Annotated in this window: 23 protein-coding genes; 10 read left to right on the forward strand and 13 right to left on the reverse strand. The window is 70.3% G+C overall.

What is annotated here, in order from left to right:
• Positions 1-37: 37 nt before the first annotated feature.
• The 12 genes from DC434_RS02470 to DC434_RS02525 form a co-directional block, all read right to left on the reverse strand.
• The gene (locus DC434_RS02470) at positions 38-982 is read right to left on the reverse strand and encodes an NAD(P)/FAD-dependent oxidoreductase (protein WP_116633668.1); all 945 of its coding nucleotides are present in this window, start codon (positions 980-982) and stop codon (positions 38-40) included.
• Positions 975-1,304, reverse strand: coding sequence for a ferredoxin (gene fdxA / locus DC434_RS02475; RefSeq protein WP_116633669.1), 330 nt, complete (start codon positions 1,302-1,304; stop codon positions 975-977). Before fdxA ends, DC434_RS02470 begins: the two co-directional genes overlap by 8 nt.
• Positions 1,301-2,734: an FAD-dependent oxidoreductase gene (locus tag DC434_RS02480; protein ID WP_116633670.1), complete on the reverse strand. Its 1,434-nt coding sequence runs from the start codon at positions 2,732-2,734 to the stop codon at positions 1,301-1,303. The genes fdxA and DC434_RS02480 overlap by 4 nt, the downstream gene beginning before the upstream one ends.
• A gap of 23 nt (positions 2,735-2,757) precedes the next feature.
• Entirely contained in the window at positions 2,758-3,669 is a 912-nt protein-coding gene (gene cobA / locus DC434_RS02485; RefSeq protein ID WP_116633671.1) for a uroporphyrinogen-III C-methyltransferase, read from the reverse strand.
• On the reverse strand, positions 3,666-4,583 hold the full coding sequence (locus DC434_RS02490; protein ID WP_116633672.1) for an ABC transporter permease: 918 nt from the start codon (positions 4,581-4,583) through the stop codon (positions 3,666-3,668). The genes cobA and DC434_RS02490 overlap by 4 nt, the downstream gene beginning before the upstream one ends.
• Positions 4,573-5,391, reverse strand: a complete 819-nt coding sequence (locus tag DC434_RS02495) for an ABC transporter ATP-binding protein (RefSeq protein ID WP_243408769.1) — start codon at positions 5,389-5,391, stop codon at positions 4,573-4,575. The genes DC434_RS02490 and DC434_RS02495 overlap by 11 nt, the downstream gene beginning before the upstream one ends.
• A gap of 68 nt (positions 5,392-5,459) precedes the next feature.
• Complete coding sequence (locus DC434_RS02500) at positions 5,460-6,533, reverse strand: ABC transporter substrate-binding protein (RefSeq protein ID WP_243408770.1); 1,074 nt, start codon at positions 6,531-6,533, stop codon at positions 5,460-5,462.
• 76 nt (positions 6,534-6,609) lie between these two features.
• Positions 6,610-7,926, reverse strand: coding sequence for a GTP-binding protein (locus DC434_RS02505; protein ID WP_116633674.1), 1,317 nt, complete (start codon positions 7,924-7,926; stop codon positions 6,610-6,612).
• A complete protein-coding gene (gene cysD, locus DC434_RS02510) occupies positions 7,926-8,891 on the reverse strand; it encodes a sulfate adenylyltransferase subunit CysD (protein ID WP_116633675.1) in 966 nt (321 codons plus the stop codon). Before cysD ends, DC434_RS02505 begins: the two co-directional genes overlap by 1 nt.
• Positions 8,888-9,664: a phosphoadenylyl-sulfate reductase gene (locus DC434_RS02515; RefSeq protein WP_116633676.1), complete on the reverse strand. Its 777-nt coding sequence runs from the start codon at positions 9,662-9,664 to the stop codon at positions 8,888-8,890. The genes cysD and DC434_RS02515 overlap by 4 nt, the downstream gene beginning before the upstream one ends.
• Entirely contained in the window at positions 9,661-11,379 is a 1,719-nt protein-coding gene (locus DC434_RS02520) for a nitrite/sulfite reductase (RefSeq protein WP_116633677.1), read from the reverse strand. Before DC434_RS02520 ends, DC434_RS02515 begins: the two co-directional genes overlap by 4 nt.
• A 139-nt stretch (positions 11,380-11,518) precedes the next feature.
• On the reverse strand, positions 11,519-12,193 hold the full coding sequence (locus DC434_RS02525; protein ID WP_116633678.1) for a CbiX/SirB N-terminal domain-containing protein: 675 nt from the start codon (positions 12,191-12,193) through the stop codon (positions 11,519-11,521).
• A gap of 100 nt (positions 12,194-12,293) precedes the next feature.
• Here DC434_RS02525 and DC434_RS02530 point away from each other — a divergent pair, with 100 nt between their 5' ends.
• From DC434_RS02530 to DC434_RS02550, 5 genes are all read left to right on the forward strand, one after another.
• On the forward strand, positions 12,294-13,187 hold the full coding sequence (locus DC434_RS02530) for a heparin lyase I family protein (protein WP_116633679.1): 894 nt from the start codon (positions 12,294-12,296) through the stop codon (positions 13,185-13,187).
• 75 nt (positions 13,188-13,262) lie between these two features.
• Positions 13,263-14,630 (forward strand): NtaA/DmoA family FMN-dependent monooxygenase, encoded by a 1,368-nt coding sequence (locus DC434_RS02535; protein WP_116633680.1) that lies wholly within the window; start codon positions 13,263-13,265, stop codon positions 14,628-14,630.
• 9 nt (positions 14,631-14,639) lie between these two features.
• Positions 14,640-15,053, forward strand: coding sequence for a hypothetical protein (locus DC434_RS02540; protein ID WP_116633681.1), 414 nt, complete (start codon positions 14,640-14,642; stop codon positions 15,051-15,053).
• A 9-nt stretch (positions 15,054-15,062) separates the two neighbouring features.
• A complete protein-coding gene (locus tag DC434_RS02545) occupies positions 15,063-15,812 on the forward strand; it encodes a phosphotransferase (protein WP_116633682.1) in 750 nt (249 codons plus the stop codon).
• 133 nt (positions 15,813-15,945) lie between these two features.
• On the forward strand, positions 15,946-17,373 hold the full coding sequence (locus tag DC434_RS02550) for an HNH endonuclease signature motif containing protein (protein WP_116633683.1): 1,428 nt from the start codon (positions 15,946-15,948) through the stop codon (positions 17,371-17,373).
• A 14-nt stretch (positions 17,374-17,387) separates the two neighbouring features.
• Here the strand turns inward: DC434_RS02550 and DC434_RS02555 are convergent, their stop codons facing one another.
• Entirely contained in the window at positions 17,388-18,047 is a 660-nt protein-coding gene (locus DC434_RS02555; protein ID WP_133192764.1) for a hypothetical protein, read from the reverse strand.
• A gap of 199 nt (positions 18,048-18,246) precedes the next feature.
• Between DC434_RS02555 and dnaK the strand changes: the two genes are divergently transcribed.
• Genes dnaK through DC434_RS02580 form a run of 5 tightly spaced genes read left to right on the forward strand, consistent with a single transcriptional unit; the run spans position 18,247 to position 22,931 of the window.
• A complete protein-coding gene (gene dnaK / locus DC434_RS02560) occupies positions 18,247-20,109 on the forward strand; it encodes a molecular chaperone DnaK (RefSeq protein WP_116633685.1) in 1,863 nt (620 codons plus the stop codon).
• Positions 20,110-20,111: 2 nt separating this feature from the next.
• A complete protein-coding gene (locus DC434_RS02565; protein WP_116633686.1) occupies positions 20,112-20,729 on the forward strand; it encodes a nucleotide exchange factor GrpE in 618 nt (205 codons plus the stop codon).
• Between the two features lie 7 nt (positions 20,730-20,736).
• Positions 20,737-21,720, forward strand: a complete 984-nt coding sequence (locus DC434_RS02570; RefSeq protein WP_116633687.1) for a DnaJ C-terminal domain-containing protein — start codon at positions 20,737-20,739, stop codon at positions 21,718-21,720.
• Positions 21,721-21,750: 30 nt separating this feature from the next.
• Complete coding sequence (locus DC434_RS02575) at positions 21,751-22,176, forward strand: MerR family transcriptional regulator (protein WP_116633688.1); 426 nt, start codon at positions 21,751-21,753, stop codon at positions 22,174-22,176.
• Complete coding sequence (locus DC434_RS02580) at positions 22,155-22,931, forward strand: AraC family transcriptional regulator (RefSeq protein WP_116633689.1); 777 nt, start codon at positions 22,155-22,157, stop codon at positions 22,929-22,931. The genes DC434_RS02575 and DC434_RS02580 overlap by 22 nt, the downstream gene beginning before the upstream one ends.
• The last annotated feature ends 111 nt before the right edge of the window (positions 22,932-23,042 follow it).

The following is a 23,042-nucleotide window of genomic DNA, read 5'->3' on the forward strand; positions in this document are numbered from 1 at the left end:
AGACCCGTGCCCGGCAGCGGACGATGGGCAGCCCTGCTCAGTGCGCGGTCGCGACGCCGATCGTGTCGTGCACGATGACCGCCGCCACGCGGGCTCCGGCCCCGGCCGCGACGATGAGCTGCTGCGGGCCGGGGGTCGCCGCATCGCCCGCCGCGTAGAGACCGGGCACATCGGTGCGTCCGGAGCGATCGGTGACCAGGTGCCCGGCCTCGTCGAGCGTCGGGACGATGCCGTCGAGGAACGACAGCTCGGTCTCCCACTCGGGCCGCACGAACCCGCCGTCCACGGCGATCGTCGCCCCGTCGGCCAGGCGGATCGCCTCGAGCCGGCCGCGGTCGCCCACGAGCTCGACGATCGGATGCCGTCGCACGGCGACGCCGGCAGCGGCGAGCTCTGCCTCCTCTGCCGTGCTCACGACATCGGCGCCGTTCGTGAAGACCGTGAGCGTCTCGGTCCAGCGGCCGATCAGGCGTGCGCGGGCGGCGAGGTCGGCGGACTCCCCGATGAGCGCGAGACGCCGCCCCTGCAGCTCCCAGGCGTCGCACGCGGCGCAGCTGAACAGGCTCATGCCGTAGAAGCCGCGGAGGTTCGGAACGTCGGGGAGCGTCTCACGGAGCCCGGTGGCGAGCAGCACCGACCGCGCCGAGACCGTCGTCTCAGGCTCGCGTCGTCCGATCTCGGCGTCGAAGCGCACCCCGTCCGCTTCGGCATCCGTCGACCGGAGCGCCGCGACGCGCACGCGCGAGCGGATCTCGACGTTCGGGTAGGCCGCGAGCTCCTCGCGGGCGATGCGACGCAGCTCGTGCGGCGGCACACCGTCGCGGGTGAGGAAGCCGTGGGAGTTCAGCGTGGCGGCGTTGCGCGGCCGGTCCGCATCGACCACGAGCACGCGCACGAGCGAGCGGCCGAGGTTGAGGGCGGCCGAGAGGCCGGCGGGGCCGCCGCCGATGATCAGCACGTCGTACGGAGCCGTCTCAGTCATGCCCACCCTCCTGTGGGGGAAGGGCGGCGACCACCGGATGGTCGAACGCGTAGACGCCGACCTTGGCGGCGCCGCCGGGCGATCCGATCTCCGAGAAGAAATCGACATTCGCCTTGTAGTAATCCTGCCACTCCTCCGGCAGGTCGTCCTCGTAGTAGATCGCCTCGACGGGGCACACGGGTTCGCATGCGCCGCAGTCGACGCACTCGTCGGGGTGGATGTAGAGCGAGCGCTCGCCCTCGTAGATGCAGTCCACCGGGCACTCGTCGATGCAGGCCCTGTCCTTGACGTCCACACAGGGCAGTGCGATCACGTAGGTCATCGGACGTAGGCGTCGTCGCGCGACACCGCCCGTGACGACACCGCCACCTGCTCCTCGCGCGGCACGACCTTGACCCGCTCGCGGGCGTGGGTGTGCGTCTCGCCGAGGTGGCGCTCGTGCGCATCGAGGGCGAGCCAGCCGTCCCACGTCGTGTACGCCGTCTCGCGGGCGTCGAGCAGGTCGAGCACGTCGCCCGTCGTCGTGGGATCTGCGAGCAGGCCCGCCTCGGCATCCGCGACCAGGTGCGTGATCGTCTCGAGCGCATCGGACTTGGTGTGGCCGATGAGGCCGACGGGTCCGCGCTTGATCCAGCCCGTCGCGTACAGGCCCGCCTCGCCGTCGACGCGGCCCCCGGCGTTCGGCACCACGCCGCGCGCCTCGTCGAACGGGGCGTCGACCACGCGCGTGCCGTAGTAGCCCACCGCGCGGTAGACCGCCTGCACGGCGTAGTCGCGGAACTCGCCCGTGCCGGTCAGCCGCGGCACGGCATCCGTCCCGTCGGTCGCGAGACGGGTGCGCTCGAACCGGATGCCCTCGACCTCCCCGTCGCCGGTGATCTCCACGGGCGCGTGCCAGAAGTGCAGATGCAATCGGCGGGATGCCGTGCCGGCGGGCCGATCCCGCCAGCCGTTCAGCGTGCGGAGCATGACCTTGAGCTGGTTGTTCGGGGCTGCGGCCGGATCGACGCCCTCGAAGTCCTCGTCGTACAGGACGATGTCGACGTCGCGCACCTCGCCGAGCTCGCGCAGCTCGATCGGCGTGAACTTGATGTCGGCGGGGCCGCGGCGGCCGAACACGTGCACGTCGGTCACGGCCGACGACTCGAGGCCTTCGAGCACGTTGTCCGGCACCTCGGTCGTGCGCAGGTCGACTGCGTGCTTGGCGAGCACGCGCGCGACGTCGAGCGCGACGTTGCCGTTGCCGATCACGGCGACCGACGAGGCGTCGAGAGGCCAGGTGCGGGCGACGTCGGGGTGGCCGTCGAACCAGGCCACGAAGTCGGCGGCGCCGTACGAGCCGGGCAGGTCGACGCCCGGGATGCCGAGCACGGCGTCGCGGATCGCGCCGGTCGCGAGGATCACCGCGTGGTAGCGCTCACGCAGCTCGTCGAGGGCGATGTCGCGCCCGACCTCGACGTTGCCGATGAAGCGGATCGTGCGGCGGGACGACGAGGTCGACGCGTCGAGCATCTCGTGCAGCGAGTTCACGATCCCCTTGATGCGGGGGTGATCGGGGGCGACGCCGTACCGGATCAGCCCGTAGGGGGCGGGGAGCGACTCGAACAGGTCGATCTCGACATCGGCGTCCGGCAGCCCGCCCGGTTCCTGAGCCCGTCGGAGGACGGCGGTGGCGAGGAGGTTGCCGGCGTAGATCCCGGCGGGACCGGCGCCGACGATCGCGACGCGCAGGGCAGGGGGGAAGGAGGTCATGACAGAGCCTTTCGGGGGCGCGTTCAGCGCGAGCGAGAGAACAGGGAGGCGAGGGGAGAGCGACGAGCGGATGCCGGGTCGAGCGCGTCGACCGCCTGGATGAGGCCGGTGTCGACCGCGAGACCCGCGTCGAGGGCATCCGCCCAGTGCGGCTTGGGTCGAGGTGCGCGCGGCTCGGAGACGGACGAGGTGACGATCAGCGCCGCGTGCGGGCTCAGAGCCACCACGTCGCCGACCACGACGACGGCAGGCGACCGCACCTGACGGCTCGCGGCGAGCTGCGCGATCGAGCCGAGCGTGCCCACGGTGACGCGCTCGCGCTCGCCGTAACCGTCCTCGATGATCGCGACGGGGCAGTCGACCCCGCGAGGGCCGGAGCTGAGCACGTGCGCGGAGTGTCCGAGGGTGTTCACACCCATCAGCAGCACGACCGTGTGATCGCCCTTCGACAGGCTCAGGGGCCCGCCCTGCTCGATCTGGTCGTGGCCGCTCAGCACGGTGAAGGATGCCGCTACGCCGCGGTGGGTCAGCGGGATGCCCGCGACGGCGGGGACGGACACGGCGCTCGTGACACCGGGGACGACGTCGACGGGGATGCCGGCGGCTTCGCAGTGCTGCTGCTCCTCGCGTCCGCGGCCGAACACGAACGGGTCGCCGCCCTTCAGGCGCACGACGCGGCGCCCCTCCGAGGCGAGCCGCACGAGCAGGTCGTTGATGCCGTCCTGCGGCACCGGATGGTGTCCGGGGAGCTTGCCGACGTCGATGACCTCGGCGGCGATCTCCACTCCTTCGGCGGCCAGCTGCTCGAGGACCGCGCGGGCGCCGAGGCGGTCGGCGACGATCACGTCGGCCTCCTGCAGCGCACGGAGGCCGCTGACGGTGAGCAGGCCGGCATCGCCGGGCCCTGCCCCCACGAGGGTGACGATCCCGGTCATCGGTCGCCTCCCAGCGCGAGGCCGCGGCTCTGCAGCATCCGTCGCTCCAGCGGCCCGAAGATGGCGAGCTCGATGAGGATGCCGATCGCGAGGATCAGCAGGATCGTGCCGAGCACGCCGGCGAGATCGGCGAGTTCGCGCGACTGCTGCAGCATCGAGCCGAGCCCGAAGCCGATCGAGCCGCCCACGGCGATGATCTCCGCGGCCATGAGCGATCGCCACGAGAACGCCCAGCCCTGCTTGAGCCCGGCGACGTACCCGGGGAGCGCGGCCGGAAGGATCACCGCGGTGGCGAGCTGCCAGCGGCTCGCCCCGAGCACCGTCCCGACCCGGCGCAGCTGCGGCGGCACCTGGTCGATCCCGGAGAGCAGGCCGTTCACGATCGAGGGGATCGCGCCCATCAGGATCACGAAGTACACCGTCGCGTCGGAGAGGCCGAACCAGATGATCGCGGCCGGCACCCAGGCGACGGAGGGCAGCACGGTGAGGCCGGAGATCAGGGGGCCGGCGGCGCGGCGCAGCGGCTTCCATTCGGCCAGGAGCAGACCGAGCGGGGTGCCGACGGCGATCGCGATGAGGAAGCCGATGATTCCGCGCTCGAGGCTGGTGAGCACGGCCTCCTGCAGGCGTCCCGTCTGCCAGGCCTCGCCGAGCGCACCCGCCACCTGGAGCGGACCGGGGGCGATGTCGGGGCGCGGGTCGGCGATGACGACGTACAGCTGCCAGGCGGCGAGGAGTGCGAGCAGCAGGACGATGGGCGGCAGCACCTTCGACAGTGCTGTGCGCCATCGGGGGCGGAGGTCTCCCTGCGCGCTCTGCAGGCGGTCGAGGCCCGCGGAGAGCGTGCGCAGCTCGTCGTCCTTCGTCTCGCTGCGCTCGCTCGAAAGCCGAGGAGATGCGGTGTCAAGCGGCATTGCGGCGGATCTCCTTCCGCAGCTCGGCGGTGATCTCGGTGGCGAGCGCGGCGACCTCGGGCGACTCGATGCGCCGGCCGGTGGTCGTGGCGACCTTCCACTCCCCGGCGACCCGACCCGGGCGGCTGGAGAGCAGGATCACGCGCTGTCCGAGCCGCGCCGCCTCGCGCACGTTGTGCGTGACGAAGACGATCGTGCGGCCGGTGGCGCGCCACACCCGCTCGAGCTCCTCGTGCAGCAGGTCGCGGGTGATGGCGTCGAGCGCGGCGAACGGCTCGTCCATCAGCAGGACGGGGCGGTCCTGGGCGAGCGCGCGGGCGAGCGCGACGCGCTGCCGCATGCCGCCGGACAGCTCATGGGGCCGCTTGTCACCCGCCTCGGCGAGATTCACGGTCGCCAGCAGCCGCTGCGCCTCCGCGCGGCGCTCGCCGCGGGGGACGCCGCGCAGCCGGAGCGCGAGCTCGACGTTCTTGCGCGCTGTCAGCCACGGCATCAGCGCCGATTCCTGGAACATCACCGCCGCGCCGCCCCTCGACGGGCTCAGTGACCCCGTGGTGGTCAGGATCTCACCCGACGTGAGCGGCTCCAGCCCGGCGATGAGGTTGAGCAGGGTGGACTTGCCGCATCCGGAGGCGCCCAGCAGGCACACGAACTCACCGGGCGCGATGTCGAGCGTCACGTCGTCGAGCACGAGCGGTCCCGCACCGAAGCGCTTCGTGACGTGGGAGAGGCGCACCGCGGGGTCGACCGGCGCGGCCGGCGCCGCCGGCGGCGTGACACCGTCGAAGCTCGGCGTCAGCGCGGCCACGGACACAGCCGGGGTGCCCTCAGACAGGCTCAGGGCCCCGGCTCCTGATGACCCCGCGGGCGCACTCATCATTCCTCCCCGAGGTCGGCGGCGGAGACGGGCTCCTCGCCGTCCTTCTTCAGCAGCGCGTTCAGCGCACGCAGGTCGAACAGCCCGTCGATCGAGCCCTTCTTCTGCGTGCCGGCGGCCAGTCCGTTCTCGACCAGCGTCTCGAAGGTCTCCGCGTGCGGATCGACCGTGAACGTGACGTTCTCGAGGGCGCGGGCGAGCACGTCGTCCGAGAGGCGCTTGCCGGTGGCCTCCTCCAGGGCGTCGTTGATGACGCCGGGCGCCTCGTCGGCGTGCTCGTCGAGCCAGGCGACCGAGGCCACGTGTCCTTCGAGCAGGTCCTCGACGACGTCGGGGTGCTCCTCCGCGAACTCCGCGCGCACCAGCAGAACGGTGGTCGGGAACGCGCCGTCCTTCCAGAGATCGGCTTCGTCGACGAGCACATGTGCGCCCGCTTCGACCACGAGCCGCGACACCCACGGCTCCGGCAGCCAGGCGCCGTCGAGCTCACCCTGCTGGAACAGCGTGAGCGTCTGCGCGTTCTCGGTCGGGGTGATCGTGACGTCGCCACCGCCCGCGGTCGAGGTCTCGAAACCCTCCTCGGCCAGCCAGCTGCGCAGCGCCACATCCTGCGTGTTGCCCAGCTGCGGGGTCGCGATGTTCGTGCCCGCGAGGTCCTCCGGGCTGTCGATCCCGTCGCGCACGACGAGGGCGGCGCCGCCCGAGGTGGCGCCCGCGATGATGTGCGCCGACTCCCCTCCCGACTGGATGAAGGTGTTGATCGAGGGGTTCGGTCCGATGTACGTGGCGTCGATGGCGCCGGCGGACAGCGCCTCGATGGCGGCGGGGCCGGCGTTGAAGACCTCTGTCTTCAGATCGATGTCGCCGAGCGCGTCCTCGAACAGTCCCTCGGAGAGCCCGACGAGCGCCGGGGCGTGCGTCACGTTGGCGAAGTACCCGAGGCGGACCTCGTCGGGTGCCTTCGTCTCGCCCTTCGCGGCGTCGTCGGTCGCGGATGCGGAGGCGCAGCCGGCGAGCATCATCGCAGCGAGTCCCAGGGCAGTGAGTGTCGTGGTGGTGCGGGTGATCTTCACGGTTTCGCCTCCTCAGCGGTCGGTGGTGCAGGTGGGGTGGTGCAGGTGGGGTGGTGCAGGTTCGGTGGTGCAGGTCTCAGGGTTCGTCGATCACGGTCGCGGCGGCGAGCGTCGCGCCGTCGGCGGGGTGGATCAGCAGGAGCGAGCCGCCGGAGCGATCCCGCGCATACGGCTCGATCGGCAGGTCGGCGGCGAAGCGCAGCCGCACCCGGCCGATCTCGTTCGCGCCGAGCGACGGTGCGTCCTCGTGCGCGAGCGTCTCGAGGTCACGGCGCGACAGCACCTCGGCGACGAGCGCCTGCACCGTGGCGGTGCCGTGCTTGACGAGCACCTTCGCGCCCGCGACGACCGGGCGCGCGTCCAGCTGGAAGAGCTCGACCACGGCCTCGCGGCTTCCCGTCGGAGCGGTGCCGGCGGCGGCGATCAGCGCACCGCGGGCGGCGTCGATCTCGTCGGCGAGGGCCAGCGTCACGGACTGGGGCGCGGTGGCGGCATCCGCCGGCTCCCCGGCCACGTGGATGCCGGTGACGGTCGTCTCGTGCCCGCCGGGGAAGACGTCGACGCGGTCCCCCACCTGCACGACGCCCGAGGCGATGCGCCCGGCGAAGCCGCGGAAGTCGCGGTACCGCTCGGGATCGTCGATGTCGGGGGAGAGCCCGCCCTGCGGGCGCAGCACGAGCTGCACCGGAAGCCGGAAGGCGGATGCCGCGGCGTCCTCCTCATCCTGACGGGGCAGCTCCTCGAGCAGCTCGATCAGCGTCGGGCCGGAGTACCACGGGGTGCGCGCGGACCGGTCGACGATGTTGTCGCCCTCCAGGGCCGAGACCGGCAGGACATGGATGCCGTGCAGGCCCAGCTGCTCCGCGACGCGCGCCGCCTCGAGCTCGATCTCGACGAAGACGTTCTCGTCGAAGCCGGTGAGGTCGATCTTGTTCACCGCGATGATCACGTGCGCGACGCGCAGCAGCGACACGACGGCGAGGTGACGGCGCGTCTGCTCGACGATCCCCTTGCGGGCGTCGACCAGCACGATCACCGCATCGGCCGTGGCCGAGCCGGTGACCATGTTGCGCGTGTACTGCACGTGTCCGGGGCAGTCGGCGAGGATGAAGCTCCGCCGGGCGGTGGCGAAGTACCGGTAGGCGACGTCGATCGTGATGCCCTGCTCGCGTTCGGCGCGCAGGCCGTCGGTGAGCAGCGCGAAGTCGAAGTCGCCGTGCGCGAAGCCGCGCTGCCGGGACGTCGTCGCGACCTGCTCGAGCTGGTCGGCGAGGATCGCCTTCGCGTCGTGCAGCAGGCGCCCGACGAGCGTGGACTTGCCGTCGTCGACGGACCCCGCCGTGGCGAAGCGGAAGAGCGTGGTGGTCTCCGGCCCAGCTTCAATCGCGCTCATCAGAAGTACCCGTCCTTCTTGCGGTCTTCCATGGCCGCCTCGCTGATGCGGTCGTCGGCACGGGTGGCGCCGCGCTCGGTGAGCGTCGAGCGGCCGACCTCGGCGACGACGGATGCCGTGTCCGCGGCATCCGATTCCACCGCTCCCGTGCAGCTCATATCGCCCACGGTGCGGTAGCGGACCACGCGGCGCTCGGTCTCCTCGCCGGTGCGCGGCTGCGAGAACTCGCCGATCGCCCACCACATGCCGTCGCGGCGGAACACCTCGCGCTCGTGCGCGTAGTACAGCGGAGGCAGAGCGATGCCCTCTCGCTCGATGTAGCGCCAAACATCGAGCTCGGTCCAGTTCGAGATCGGGAACGCACGCACATGCTGGCCGGGCAGGTGGCGGCCGTTGTAGAGGCTCCAGAGCTCGGGCCGCTGGTTGCGCGGGTCCCACTGGCCGAACTCGTCGCGCAGCGAGATGATGCGCTCCTTGGCGCGCGCCTTGTCCTCGTCGCGGCGGGCACCGCCGAACACGGCATCGTGCTTCCCCGCGGCGATGGCGTCGAGCAGCGGCTGCGTCTGCAGCGGGTTGCGCGTGCCGTCGGGGCGCTCGGCGAGGCGGCCGTCGTTGATGTACGACTGCACGCTCGCGACTTCGAGACGGATGCCGAGCCGCGCCACGGTCTCGTCGCGGAAGGCGATCACCTCGGGGAAGTTGTGGCCGGTGTCGACATGCAGCACGGGGAAGGGCACGCGTCCGGGGGCGAAGGCCTTGGCCGCGAGGTGCAGCACCACCACCGAGTCCTTGCCGCCGGAGAACAGCAGCACGGGGCGCTCGAACTCGGCGACGACCTCGCGGATGATGTGGATGCCCTCCGCCTCGAGCAGGTCGAGCGCGGAGAGCCGACCCTTCGACGAGCTCAGGGGCCCATGGTGCTGGGTCGCTGAGCCTGTCGAAGCGTCCTGCGTATCGAGAGTCATAGGTGCAGCCCGCATTCGGTCTTGGACAGGCCGGCCCAGCGGCCGGATCGAGGGTCTTCGCCGGCGGCGACGGGCTTCGTGCACGGTGCGCAGCCGATCGACGGGTAGCCGTTCGCGATCAGCGGGTTCACCGGCACCTCGTTGACGGTCGCGTAGTCGATGAGGTCGTCGAAGCTCCAGGCGGCGACCGGGTTCACCTTGACCAGTCCGTTGCGCTCGTCCCACACGATCAGCGGAGTCTCGGCGCGGGTGGGCGCCTCCTCGCGACGCACGCCGGTGAACCACAGCTCGTAGTCGCCGAGCGCGCGCTGCAGCGGCTCGACCTTGCGCAGCGCGCAGCACAGGCCCGGGTCGCGGGCGAAGAGGTCCTCGCCGTGGGCGGCATCCTGCTCGCGCACCGACTGCACGGGCTTGACGTCGACGATGCGCACGTCGAGCTCTCGCTCGACCTCGTTGCGCGTGACGGTCGTCTCGGCGAAGTGGTAGCCGGTGTCGAGGAACAGCACGTCGACGCCGGGGAGGCTCTGCGCGACCAGGTGCGGCAGCGCGGCATCCGCCATCGAGCACGCGACGGTGGCCTGGCTGACGGCGAAGTTCTCGGCGACCCAGGCGACGACCTCGGCGGGGCTCGCCTCATCGGCCTGACGGCTGCGAAGCTCGACCGCGCCGCGCTCGGCGAGGGCGCGCAGCTCGTCCACCGAGCGGCGGGCCGGACGTATGACGATCGGCTGGCCCTTCGACCGGCTCAGGGGCCGAGTTCCAGGTGCGCTCATTGCAGCGCCTCCTCGTCGGCGCGGTGCGCCCAGACGGCGAAGGTCTCGTCGAGCTCCCGGTCGGCGAGGTAGCGGCGGATCACCCGCTCGGCGTAGTCGGCGATGCCGTCGGCGGCCACCTTCAGCCCGCGGACGGTGCGGCCGAGGCCGGCCTCCTCGCGGTCGACGTTCGCGAGGCCGCCGCCGAGGTGCACCTGATATCCGGGGACCTGCTCGCCGTCGATCGACACGAGCTGGCCCTTCAGCCCGATGTCCGCGATCTGGATGCGGGCGCACGAGTTCGGGCATCCGTTCACGTGGAGGGTGATCGGGCGGCCGATCTCGGGCTCGAGCTCGCCGAGACGCTGCTCGAGCTGCGTGATCGCCTCGGCGGCGTTGGCCTTCGTCTCGACGATCGCGAGCTTGCAGTACTCGATGCCCGTGCAGGCGATCGTGCCGCGCCGGAACAGGCTGGGACGGGCGGACAGGCCGATCGCGTCGAGGCCGGCGATGAGGCTCTCGACCTCGGGCTCCGGCACGTCGAGCACGATGAGCTTCTGGTGCGGGGTGGTGCGGACGCGCTGCGACCCGTGCACCTCCACGAGATCGGCGAGAGCCGTGAGCGTCGAGCCGGACACGCGTCCGACGAGAGGGGCAGCGCCGACGAAGAATCTGCCGTCCTTCTGCGCGTGCACACCGACATGGTCGCCGAGGCTCGTGGGCTTGGGGGCTGCGGGGCCGTCGGGGAGAGGCGTGTCGAGATACTCGGTCTCGAGCACCTCGCGGAAGCGCTCCACGCCCCAGTCGGCGAGGAGGAACTTCAGGCGGGCCTTGTTGCGGAGACGGCGATAGCCGTAGTCGCGGAAGATCTGCGTGACCCCGTGCCACACGTCGGCGACCCGGTCGGGCGCCACGAAGACGCCGAGACGCTCGCCGAGACGCGGAACCACCGAGAGCGCGCCGCCGACCCACAGGTCGTATCCGATCCCGAGCTCGGGATGCTCGACGGCGACGAAGGCGCAGTCGTTGATCTCGTGGACGACATCCTGGCTGGGGTGACCGGTGATGGCCGTCTTGAACTTGCGCGGCAGGTTCGCGAGCGTCGCATCGCCGATGAAGCGCTCCGCGATCTCCTGGATCTGCGGAGTCGGGTCGATGATCTCGTCGGCGGCGATTCCGGCCACGGGCGACCCGAGGATGACCCGCGGCACATCGCCGCAGGCCTCCGTGGTGCTGAGTCCGACCTCTTCCAGGCGCCGCCAGATCTCCGGGACGTCTTCGACCTGCACCCAGTGCAGCTGCACGTTCTGACGGTCGGTGAGGTCGGCGGAGTCGCGGGCGAACTCGGTCGAGATCTCGCCGATCACCCGGAGCTGCTGCGTCGTGAGCTGGCCTCCGTCGATGCGCACGCGCAGCATGAAGTACTCGTCCTCGAGCTCGTGCGGCTCGAGCTGGGCGGTGCGACCGCCGTCGATCCCCGGCTTGCGCTGCGTGTAGAGCCCCCACCAGCGGAAGCGTCCGTGCAGGTCGGTCGGATCGATCGATGCGAAGCCGCCCTTCGCGTAGATCGTCTCGATGCGCTCGCGCACGTTGAGCCCGTCGTCCGCGAGCTTGAACTCCTCGTTCGCGTTCAGGGGCTCGCGACCGTCCACGGCCCACTGTCCGTGCGGCTTGGTCGGCGTCCGCGTGGTGCGCGTGCGGGCACCACGGATCGGCGTCGGCTGCTCGATGGTCATGACCTGCTCCCTGGGATGGCTTCGCATCAAGGTAGGAGGTTGGACTCGGTGCAAGAACCTGGATGACACGCGACGTCAGGGGGCGTCACAGAGAGACATACGGTCGCCGGAATATTGACAGACGGCCCGTCCGTCGGGATCAGGCGATCAGCGGGGCGGTCTCCTCGAAGCGCGAGACCACGATGTCGATCAGCGGCTCGGGCACCGCGCCGCCGTCGAGGAGCGGCAGCGTGAGCGCGCGACCGGCGGCCTGTCGTTCGGCGAGGTCGAAGAAGTATCCCCGCGCCAGGAGATAGGTCGAGACGACGGCCTCCGGATGCGCCGCGAGTGCCGTCGGCAGGTCGGGCTCCCGGGCGGCGAGGTACGCGAGCTCGACGCGGCGGCCGAGATGCTCGCGCAGGACGGCGGCCATGCCCTCGGCATCCGTCAGCGACCGCGGATCACGCGACCCCGCGACCGCGAGGATCACCGGGAGAGCGGATGCCGCCGGCATCCGCTCCGCGAGCACGGCGGCGAGCCGGGGGTCGGGGCCCAGAGGCGCCGCCACCACGGCATCCGCCCGGTCGGCGACCATCCCGTGCAGGTCGTGATGCACGTGGAATCCGCTCGACAGCAGCAGGGGGACGACCACGACGGGGCCGTCGATCGCCGCGAGGGCGTCGACGGCGTCGGGCTCCTGCACGTCGACGAAGGCGGCGCGCACCTCGACGTCGGGGAGCCGGGCGGCGACCGCCTCGACGAGGTCGGCGATCGCGCGCGCCCCGGCGGCGTCGGACGTGCCGTGCGAGACGGCGAGCAGGGTGGGTCGAGCCATGCGGTCAGCCTAGGAGGTGCGTATGACGGAGATGTGTCGCGATTGTTAGCTTCTGTTGTATCGCTTGGCCGCCCCGCTCCGCGCCCCTACCGTGTCGGGGATGACGAACGACGATGTTTCTCAGACCCACCGGACCGCCCTCGGACGCCTCCTGCTCGATCGGCGCACACTGCTCCGCGCCTCCGGCGCCGCGGCACTGGCCACGACCTTCGCGGTCGCCGGACGCCCGGCATCCGCCAGCGCCGCCTGCGAGGCGCTCGTCCATCAGGACGGATTCGCCACTCCCTCCGCCGGCAACTGGACCGCGCGCATCTTCGACGGCGCCAGCAGTCCGGTCGGCGCCGGTGACGTCTGGGGCGACCAGACGCTCTTCCCGCCCGCGCGCTACGCGATCGTGCCCGATCCGGCAGGCTCAGGGCAGCCGGTGATGCGCTTCACGGTGCCGGCCGACCAGGTCTCGTATCGGGCCGAGATCGCGCGCCGCCAGTTCGCCCTCGGCCGGTACCGCTACGGAGTCTCGCACTACATCCCGACCGACTACGTGCCCTTCCGGTACGGCACGATCCTCGCGCAGTGGCACGGCTACACGCTGCCGGACGGCCGGGCGACGAATCCGCCGCTCGCGCTCCTGCTCAACGGCGCCCCGACGCCCGTGTGGGAGCTGCACGTCTACCGGCTCCAGCCCGACCTCACGACGCAGCTGACCAGGCATACGCTCCCGGTGCCGGTGCAGTACGGCCGCTGGAACGACTGGACCGTCGACATCACCTGGTCGACGCCCTCCACGCCCGGCCGCGTGATCGTCACCCACGGCGGAACGACGGTGCTCGACATCTCCGGCGACAACAACTACCACCAGCAGTGGCCGCCGTACTTCCAGACCGGCATCTACCGGTCCTCGTGGCGCACCGGAGGGTATCCGGCGCAGCCCGACCTGCAGATCTACCACCGGGGCATCACCGTGCACGACCTCACGGGGTGCGCCGCCGGGTGACGTTCCGCGTCCCCCGTCTCGCCGCGAGGATGCCGACTTCACTAGGGTTCTGCGAGGGCCGAGGAAGGAGGCGCGATGACCAAGCAGCTCATCGTCAACCTGTTCGAGATGGCGACGCCGGGGCACATCACCCATGGGCTGTGGCGTCAGCCGGACAACCAGCGCGAGCGCTACGCCGACATCTCCTACTGGACCGAGCTGGCGCAGGTCGCCGAGGCGGCCGGTTTCGACGCGATCTTCCTGGCCGACGTCGTGGGTGCGTACGACGTCTACGACGACAGCTTCGAGCCCGCGCTCGAGCGCGGGCTGCAGATCCCCAACATCGATCCGCTGCTGCTCGTCGCCGCGATGGCGGCCGTCACCGAGCACATCGGCTTCGGCGTGACCTTCTCGACGACCTACGAGCCGCCGTTCGCCTTCGCGCGGCGCATGGCGACGCTCGATCACCTGACCCGCGGACGGGTGGGATGGAACATCGTCACCTCGTACCTGCCGAACGCGGCGCGCAACTTCGGTCTCGACGATCAGATCCCGCACGACACCCGATACGAGATCGCGGCGGAGTACATCGACGTCCTCTACAAGCTGTGGGAGGGCTCGTGGGACGACGACGCGGTCGTCGCCGACAAGGACGGCGGCACGTACAGCCGCGCCGGCGCCGTGCGCGCGATCGATCATGTCGGCACGCACTTCCGCGTCGCGGGGCCTCACCTGTCCGAGCCGTCGCGGCAGCGTGTTCCGCTGCTGTTCCAGGCGTCGGCGTCGAAGGCCGGCATCGCTTTCGCGGCGCAGCACGCAGAGGTGCTGTTCACGGCCGACCGTCCGCCCGGAGCGCTCGAGCGCAACATCGCCGCGATCCGCGACGAGAGCGTGCGCCACGGTCGGCGGCCGGAGGACACGCGGTACGTCGTGATGGCCACCGTCATCGTCGCGCCCACCGAGGAGGAGGCGCGGGCGAAGTACGAGGAGTACCGGTCGTTCCGCGACCCCGAGGGAGCGTTCATCCACATGAGCGTGCCGTTCCATCCCCTGCAGCATCCGGCCGACATCACGGTGCGTGAGGCGCTGGAGCGCGAGGGACGGCAGGACGTGGTCGACGCCGGCGCGCTCCCGCTGCATCTGACCGTCGGCCAGTTCGCGGGAGCGGTCGACGAGGCGTGGGATTCGCGCTTCCTCGCGGTCGGCAGTCCCGAGCAGGTGGCCGACACGATCGAGCGGTGGCTCGACGCCGACGGCATCGACGGGATCAACCTGCGCCAGTACCACTCGTTCGACACGGCCAGGGACTTCGGTGAGCTCGTGGTTCCGGAGCTGCGTCGGCGGGGACGGATGCGCGAGGCGTACGTGCCGGGGGAGACACTGCGCGAGCGGATCTTCGGCGAGGGGCCGCGCCTCCCGGAACGGCATCCCGCTGCGCGGTATCGCGGGGGTGCGAACCTCTAGACTCGGGCCATGCGGCTCCGTGCCATCGATCTGGTCGACGTCCTCGTGTATCTGGTCGTCCTCGGCACCTTCACTCAACTGTTCCCGGCGGTGATCTCCGAGAGCTTCCTGCTGTCGCTGCTGACGGCGGTCCTGCTGAAGGTCGTGCTCGAGGCCGTCGTGTGGGTGAAGACGAAGGCGCTCGCGCGCATCCGCTCCGAGGGCAGCGGCGCGAGACGGGCGGTCGGCGTGGTCGTGCTGCTGCTCGTGATGCCGGGCAGCAAATTCCTCGTGCTGGAGCTGGTCGACCTGGTGTTCGGCGACGCCGTGTATCTCGGCGGGTTCTTCCTTGTCACGCTGCTCATCGTCGTGCTCATGCTGGCGCGCGGGGGTGTGCGGCGGCTGCTGGTGCGGCCGGCGTCTGCGGAGGCTTCTTCGGAGTAGCGTCGTCGGATGGACGAGGAGCCGCTGGCAGGCGGGAACGTGAGCGGTGCTGTCGTGCGTGTCGGGGGCACGGTGCGCAAGCCCTGGACGGATGCGACGGAGAGCGTCGCGGACTTCGTGACGTTCCTGCGGGGGAAGGGGGTGGATGCCCCCGAACCCCTGGGCCGGGACGGGCAGGGGCGGCAGATCATCGAGTTCGTGCCGGGAGATCTGGCGATCGACGGTGGTCGGCTGGCGGCGGACGATCTGCGTCGGGTCGGATCGATGATCCGCGACATCCACGACGCGAGCGAGGTCTACGTGCCTCCGTCGGATGCGGCGTGGCGCACCGCGATCCCCGCACCGGCGGCAGGACTCGTGTGTCACAACGACCTGGCTCCGTGGAATCTCGTCATCGGAGAGCGATGGGTGTTCATCGATTGGGATGCCGCCGCGCCGAGCACTCGCCTCTGGGATCTGGCGTATGCCGCGCAGGCCTTCACTCTCTCCGACAGCGGACGGGAACCCGCGCTTGCGGCCGGCGATCTGGCAGCACTGGTCGACGGCTACGGAGCGGACGAGCGGATGCGGGGCGAGTTGCCCGGCGCGATGGCGGAGCGGACGGCGGCGATGCTGGCCCTACTGGAGGGTGCGGCGGCGACGGCGGAGGAACCATGGGCGTCGATGCACGTGGACGGCCACGGTGCGCACTGGGCGAGGGCTGTCGACTACGTGCGGGAACATCAGGGCGTGTGGGCGAGGGCGCTTTCCGGGCGCTGAGCCTGGCGGATTCGGTGGCCGGGCGCCGTGCATTTCGGCGGTGTTCCGTTGTCCGGGGACAGGATGCTGGTGTATCGGTTTGTGGGCGTGATCTGGGGGTTTCAATGTCGGTGGCCCCTGTTTCACTTGGGGTATGACAGCAGTGGCGGACGCGACGGTCGAGCAGGTGAACGCACTGGGTGCGGTCACCGAGATGCTCGTCGAGGTCGAGCGCACGATCAGCAGCATGCAGGCCGTGCGGGACGGGTTTCTTGCGGTCGGGTCCCGGTTGGCGGTCGACGTCGCGGGCCAGGCGGGGTCTCGGGAGGAGGCGGATCTGGTGTTGCGGTCGGTCGCGGCGGAGTTCGCGGCCGCGCTGCGGGTGTCGGAYCGGACGGTGCAGCGGCGGATGACGGAYGCGTCGTTCCTGGTGGAGCGTTTCCCGTCGGTGTGGCGGGCACTGGGGTCGGGGCGGATCAGTGCCGSGCATGCGCGGGTGATCTGCGACGCCGGCGAGCACCTGGACGATCCCGCGGACCGGGAGGCGTATTCGGCGGAGATGATCGGGTTCGCGGAGACGGAGTCCGCGAACCGGGTCGCGCGGYGGGCGCGGCGGGTCGCGGAACGGTACCAGTCCCGCCCGATCAGTGACCGGCACAAGGATGCCCGGAAGAAGCGGGGGGGGGGGGTGTGGGTGAGAGACCTCCCCGACGGGATGGCCGAACTCGGCATGCTCGGCCCCGCCGCGTTGGTGCATGGAGCATTCGAACGGATCACCGCCATGGCCAAGACCGTGCACAAGCAGACGGTGCCGGAACAGACGGTGCAGGAACAGACGGGCCCGACCCCGGCGGATGCCGGAACGCACGCGACCACGGGTGCGCCCGCCGCTGAGTCGCGGGAGAGCGCGTTCGGCCCGGCCGCGGATGCGGCGCGGACCGCGGAACGACCGACCGGTGACACGGTCGCCAAAGACCCGCGCACTCTCGGACAGACCCGGGCCGACCTCGCCCTCGACCTCCTCCTCACCGGAGCCCCGGCAGGCCACGACACCCCCGACGGGCTGCTCGGAGCGATCACGGCAAGCGTGTCCGTGACCGTCCCGGTCACGACCCTCATCGGGCACGGCACGACCCCCGCGGAACTGAACGGCTGCACACCGATCGACCCCGACACCGCGAGACGCCTCGCGGGGGCGGCATCCGGATGGGACCGCATCCTCACCCACCCCATCACCGGAGCGCTCCTCACCGTCGACCGCTACCGACCTAGCGCCGACCTGAGACGACACCTGCGGGCTCGGGATCAACGCTGCCGATTCCCCACCTGCGGGTACCCACCATCGGACTGCGACATCGACCACCACCACGACGCCGCCCACGGCGGTGCGACGACCGCCGAGAACCTCGGCCACCTCTGCCGACGACACCACGTCTTGAAACACCAGACCCCGTGGCACGTCGAACCCCTCGGCGACGGCACCTACGCCTGGACCAGCCCCACCGGCCGCACCTACATCGACAAGCCGCCGCCCCTGCACACGATCACCTTCACCGACGACGATTCGAGCCCGCCGTTCTGATTCGACGGCTCACGCTACTCGTCGACCGCGATGAAGTTCTTCGACAGCACCTCCTGCACGACGGGGCCGACAGGCTCGCCCTCGCACGTGACGGTGACCCACACCGAGTAGTCGGCCTCCACGAAGGCTCGCGCGGCCATGAAGTATCCGACCTCGTTGAACGTGTAGCTGAACTGGCGGTGCTCCACGCCGGAGCCTTCGCCTCCGTAGCGCAGGAACTCTCCGTCGGTGAGCCAGTCCTGCCCGAGGAAATCGCCACCGGACTGATGCTCGATCAGGGCGTCGGTGGCCTCCCTGTCGTCCATGCCGCCCGCGTCACCGAGCACTCCACCCCGGAACGCGGCCGTGCAGGAGCCGCTGGCGTTCCGGTACGACCATCGTCCCGGCTGATCGGACGGGAGCGCCGCCCACCCCTCGTCCTCGATCAGCCCGTCGCCCCACCGGATGTCCGAATCCGCCGTCAGGGCCGCCCCTGCGGCGAAGGTCACATCCTCCGAAACCGACCCGATCCCCGCATCGGATGTCGGGCTCGTGCCGGATGTCCGGCTCGGGTCCGTACTCCTCGCCTCGCGCGAGATCGGGGGTGCGGCGCACCCGGTCGCGACGGCCAAGAAGGCAGCCAGGGCGATGACGGCAGGGATGCGGAGGGTGGTGCGATGAATTCGTCGAGTCATGCTGCGGGAGCCTAGGCAGTCGCCGCATCCGCCGATCCACGCCTGTGGATAACTGCTGACACCCAAACTTGAGCCTTCTCGTATCAACTTTGTTTGACAGCATCCGCACCTCGGAGTACAGTTGAGTCATCGCGACTCAGGTTTCCCTGATCGCCGCAGATTTCCGAACCACAAGAACTTCCAACAAAGGAGAAAACACATGGCACGTGCTGTCGGTATCGACCTCGGAACCACCAACTCCGTCGTCAGCGTCCTCGAGGGCGGCGAGCCCAAGGTCATCGCCAACGCCGAGGGCTTCCGCACCACCCCCTCGGTGGTCGCCTTCACCAAAGACGGAGAGGTGCTGGTCGGCGAGACCGCCAAGCGCCAGGCCGTCACCAACGTCGACCGCACGATCTCGTCGGTCAAGCGCCACATGGGCACCGACTGGAGCTTCGACGTCGACGGCAAGAAGTGGACGCCGCAGGAGATCTCCGCGCGCATCCTCATGAAGCTCAAGCGCGACGCCGAGTCGTACCTGGGCGACACGGTGACGGATGCCGTCATCACGGTCCCCGCGTACTTCAACGACGCCGAGCGCCAGGCCACGAAGGAGGCCGGTGAGATCGCGGGCCTCAACGTCCTGCGCATCATCAACGAGCCGACCGCCGCCGCCCTCGCGTACGGTCTCGACCGCGGCAAGGAAGACGAGCTCATCCTCGTCTTCGACCTCGGTGGCGGAACGTTCGACGTCTCCCTCCTCGAGGTGGGCAAGGACGACGACTTCTCGACCATCCAGGTGCGCTCGACCGCCGGTGACAACCGCCTCGGTGGAGACGACTGGGACCAGCGTCTCGTCGACTTCCTCATCAAGCAGTTCAAGGAGACCACGGGCGTCGACGTCTCGGGTGACAAGATCGCCCTCCAGCGCCTCAAGGAGGCTGCCGAGCAGGCGAAGAAGGAGCTCTCCTCCTCGACCTCGACCAGCATCAACCTCCCGTACCTGTCGCTGACGGAGTCCGGCCCGGTGTCGCTGAGCGAGACCATCACCCGCGCGAAGTTCGAGGACCTCACCAAGGATCTGCTCGACCGCACCAAGAAGCCGTTCGAGGACGTCATCCGCGAGGCCGGCATCAAGGTCGCCGACATCGCTCACGTCGTGCTCGTCGGTGGATCGACGCGTATGCCCGCCGTCGCCGAGCTCGTCAAGCGCGAGGCCGGCAAGGAAGCGAACAAGGGCGTCAACCCGGATGAGGTCGTCGCCGTCGGCGCCGCCCTGCAGGCCGGAGTCCTCAAGGGTGAGCGCAAGGACGTGCTGCTCATCGACGTCACCCCCCTGAGCCTCGGAATCGAGACCAAGGGCGGCATGATGACCAAGCTCATCGAGCGCAACACGGCCATCCCGACCAAGCGCAGCGAGACCTTCACCACGGCAGACGACAACCAGCCGTCCGTCGCGATCCAGGTCTTCCAGGGCGAGCGCGACTTCACGCGCGACAACAAGCCGCTCGGCACGTTCGAGCTGACCGGCATCGCCCCGGCTCCCCGCGGCATCCCGCAGATCGAGGTCACCTTCGACATCGACGCCAACGGCATCGTGCACGTGTCCGCCAAGGACAAGGGCACCGGCAAGGAGCAGTCGATGACGATCACGGGCGGCTCGTCGCTGTCCAAGGAAGACATCGACCGCATGGTGCGCGAGGCCGAGGAGAACGCGGCCGAAGACAAGAAGCGCCGCGAGGCCGCCGAGGTCCGCAACCAGGCCGAGACCCTCGCCTACTCGATCGACAAGCTGATCAAGGACAACGAGGACAAGCTCCCCGCCGACGTCAAGGAGTCGGTCCAGGCCGACGTCGACGCCCTCAAGACCGCACTCGCGGGCGAGGACGACGACGCCGTGAAGACCGCGTTCGACAAGCTGAACGAGTCGCAGGGCAAGCTCGGCGAAGCGATCTACGCCACGTCGCAGGCGGATGCCGCGGCCGGCGCCGCCCCTGAGGGCGACGCGCCCGCCGATGACAGCTCCTCCGACGAGGACGTCATCGACGCCGAGGTCGTCGACGACGAGGAAGACAAGAAGTAATCATGACGGACAAGAACTTCGACGACAACGCCGGGGTTCCGGAAGAGGGGTCGGACGCGAACGCGTCCGGCCCCCAGCCGCAGAACCCCGACTCCACCGAGGCCGCAGCGGCCGAGGGCTCTGACGACGACCTCACGGTCGACGACATCCTCGGCGCGACGCAGACCGGTGAGGCCGCGGCGGAGGACGCCGTCCTCGCCGACCTCGAGTCCACCCTGCTGAACGACCTCAAGCGTCTGCAGGCCGAGTACGCCAACTACCGCCGCCGCACCGAGGAGCAGCGTCAGATCGAGAGCGAGCGAGCGAAGGGCGAGGCCGCCAAGGGCCTCATCCCGGTGCTCGACGATCTCGACCGCGCGGCCCAGCACGGCGACCTCGTCGAGGGCACGCCCTTCGCCGTGATCGCCGACAAGGTGCGCGTGGTGGTCGAGCGCCTCGGTGTCGTCTCCTACGGCGAGAAGGGCGAGGAATTCGACCCGCAGCGCCACGAGGCGATCTTCCAGCAGCCCACTCCGGGCGCCACCAAGACCACGGTGCTCGAAGTCGTCGAGGTGGGATACCGCCTCGGTGACATCGAGCTGCGTCCCGCGAAGGTCGTCGTCGCTGTCCCTGCCGAGTAGGTGATCGATGGCTAGCCAGGATTGGTTCGACAAGGACTTCTACAAGACCCTCGGGGTCTCGAAGGACGTCAGCGACGCCGATCTCAAGAAGACGTACCGCAAGCTGGCGCGCAAGTATCACCCCGATTCCAATCAGGGTGATGCGGCGGCAGAGGCGAAGTTCAAAGAGATCAGCGAGGCGTACTCGGTGCTCTCCGACGCCGATCAGCGCAAGGAGTACGACGAGATCCGTGCCATGGGCTCGGGCGCGCGCTTCACGGCGGGCGGCGCGGGCGCGGGCGGCTTCGAAGACGTGTTCAGCCGCTTCGGCCAGCAGGGGCGCGGCCAGTCCGCCGACTTCGAGGACATCTTCGCGATGTTCAACCAGGGGCAGGGCGGTTCGTTCGGCAACGGCCGCTTCGGGCAGACGAGCGGCGGGTATCGCGGCTTCGGCGGGCCGCAGCGGGGTGCCGACGTCACGGCGCGGACGACGATCGACTTCATCACGGCCGTGCAGGGCGAGACCATCTCCCTGCAGGGAGAAGACGGCAAGCCGTTCAAGGTGAAGATCCCCGCCGGCGTGGCCGACGGGCAGAAGATCCGACTGCGGGGTCGCGGCCGCCCCTCGCCCGATGGCGGGGAGCGCGGCGACATCGTGGTGCAGATCACGGTGCGCCCGCATCCGGTGTTCACGCGTGATGGACTGAACCTGCGCGTCATCGTGCCGGTGACGTTCACCGAGGCGACCCTCGGCGCGACCATCGAGGTGCCGACGCTCGGCGGCGACGTGGTCAAGCTCCGCGTCGCACCGGGCACCCCCTCCGGTCGGGTGCTGCGCGTCAAGGGCCGCGGCGTCACGACGTCGAAGGGCAGCGGCGACCTGCTCGCCGAACTCCAGGTCGCGGTGCCGACGCACCTCGACGAAGCCGCTCGTGCGGCGCTGGAGAAGTTCCAGGAGCTCGAGCCGACGGAGAATCCGCGCGCCGAGCTGATGGCGAAGGCGAAGCGATGACGTCCGCGAGCACCGGGGAGGTGAGCATCCATGGCTGAACGTGGCATGGACGCCGACACCCCGGTGTTCGCGATCGCCGTCGCCGCCGAGCTCGCGGGCATGCACCCGCAGACGCTGCGGCAGTACGACCGCATCGGCCTCGTGGTGCCCGGCCGCACCTCCGGCGGTTCACGCCGGTACTCGACCCGCAACATCGAGCAGCTCCGCGAAGTGGCCGAGCTCTCCTCCCAGGGTGTCAGCCTCCCCGCGATCGCGCGCCTCCTCGACCTCGAGGATGAGAACCGGATGCTGCGCGCCCGCGTCGCCCAGCTCGACGCGGCGCTACGCGCCGAACGCGAGAGCCGTCCCGGCGTGCGCGTGTTCGCCGCGGGCTCCACCGGCGTGGTGCCGATGCCCTCCGGCCGCCGCATCCGCCGTTCCACAGAGGTCATGCTGTGGAACCCGCGCGGGAACTGAGCGACGCGCTCGACGTCCCGGTCGGCGTGACCGGGATCAGCACGAGCCCCTTCGCGATCAGTGCGGCCGAGGAGTGGGACTGGCACCGGCACGACGCCGATGAGCTGCTGTGGTCGGCACGCGGGTCTCTCGTCGTCGAGACAGCCGTCGGCTTCCACGCCGTCCCGTGGACCGTCGGCCTCTGGATCCCGGCGGGCGAACCGCATCGTGTGACCGCGTCGAAGGGCACGGAGTTCTCGTGCACGTTCCTCGCACCGGGCATCGGCTCCCCGCCGCGAGAGGGGGTCGGCGGCGTCGGCATCCCGATGGCCGCCCGTGCGCTCCTCGATGAGCTCGCGACACAGGACATGGCCGACGAGACGCGTCGGCTTGCGGAGCAGCTCGTGCCCCGCCTGCTCCATCGCGCGGAGCTGCTTCATCTCACCCTGACCCTGCCCGACGACGATCGGGCGAGGCGGATCGCGGAGGCGGTGCAGCAGGATCCGGCCGATGCGCGCACGCTGCAGGAATGGGGCGCCGTCGTCGGCGCGAGCGAGCGGCATCTCGCACGCTTGTTCCGCCGCGATTCCGGCCTCTCCTTCGCCGAGTGGCGCACCCGGGCGCGGATGCTCGCGGCGATCGTGATGCTGGCCGAGGGGCTTCCGGTCGCCATGGTCGGGAGACGTGTCGGGTACGCGCGGTCGAGCGCCTTCGTGCAGGCGTTCCGTCGGGAATTGGGGACGACGCCGGGAGCATTCGCGGCGTCCGCGCTCTGATTCGTCTCTCTCGCGACATTCCCGGACAGTTTCGCGACATCGACAAGAGGGATGATCGATGAGGCACTTAGGTAAGCCTCAGCTAATCCCCTCCCCGAATCGAAAGTCCGT

Origin of the sequence: Microbacterium sp. TPD7012 (genome assembly GCF_003075395.1) — a bacterium.
In the GTDB taxonomy this organism is placed as follows: domain Bacteria; phylum Actinomycetota; class Actinomycetes; order Actinomycetales; family Microbacteriaceae; genus Microbacterium.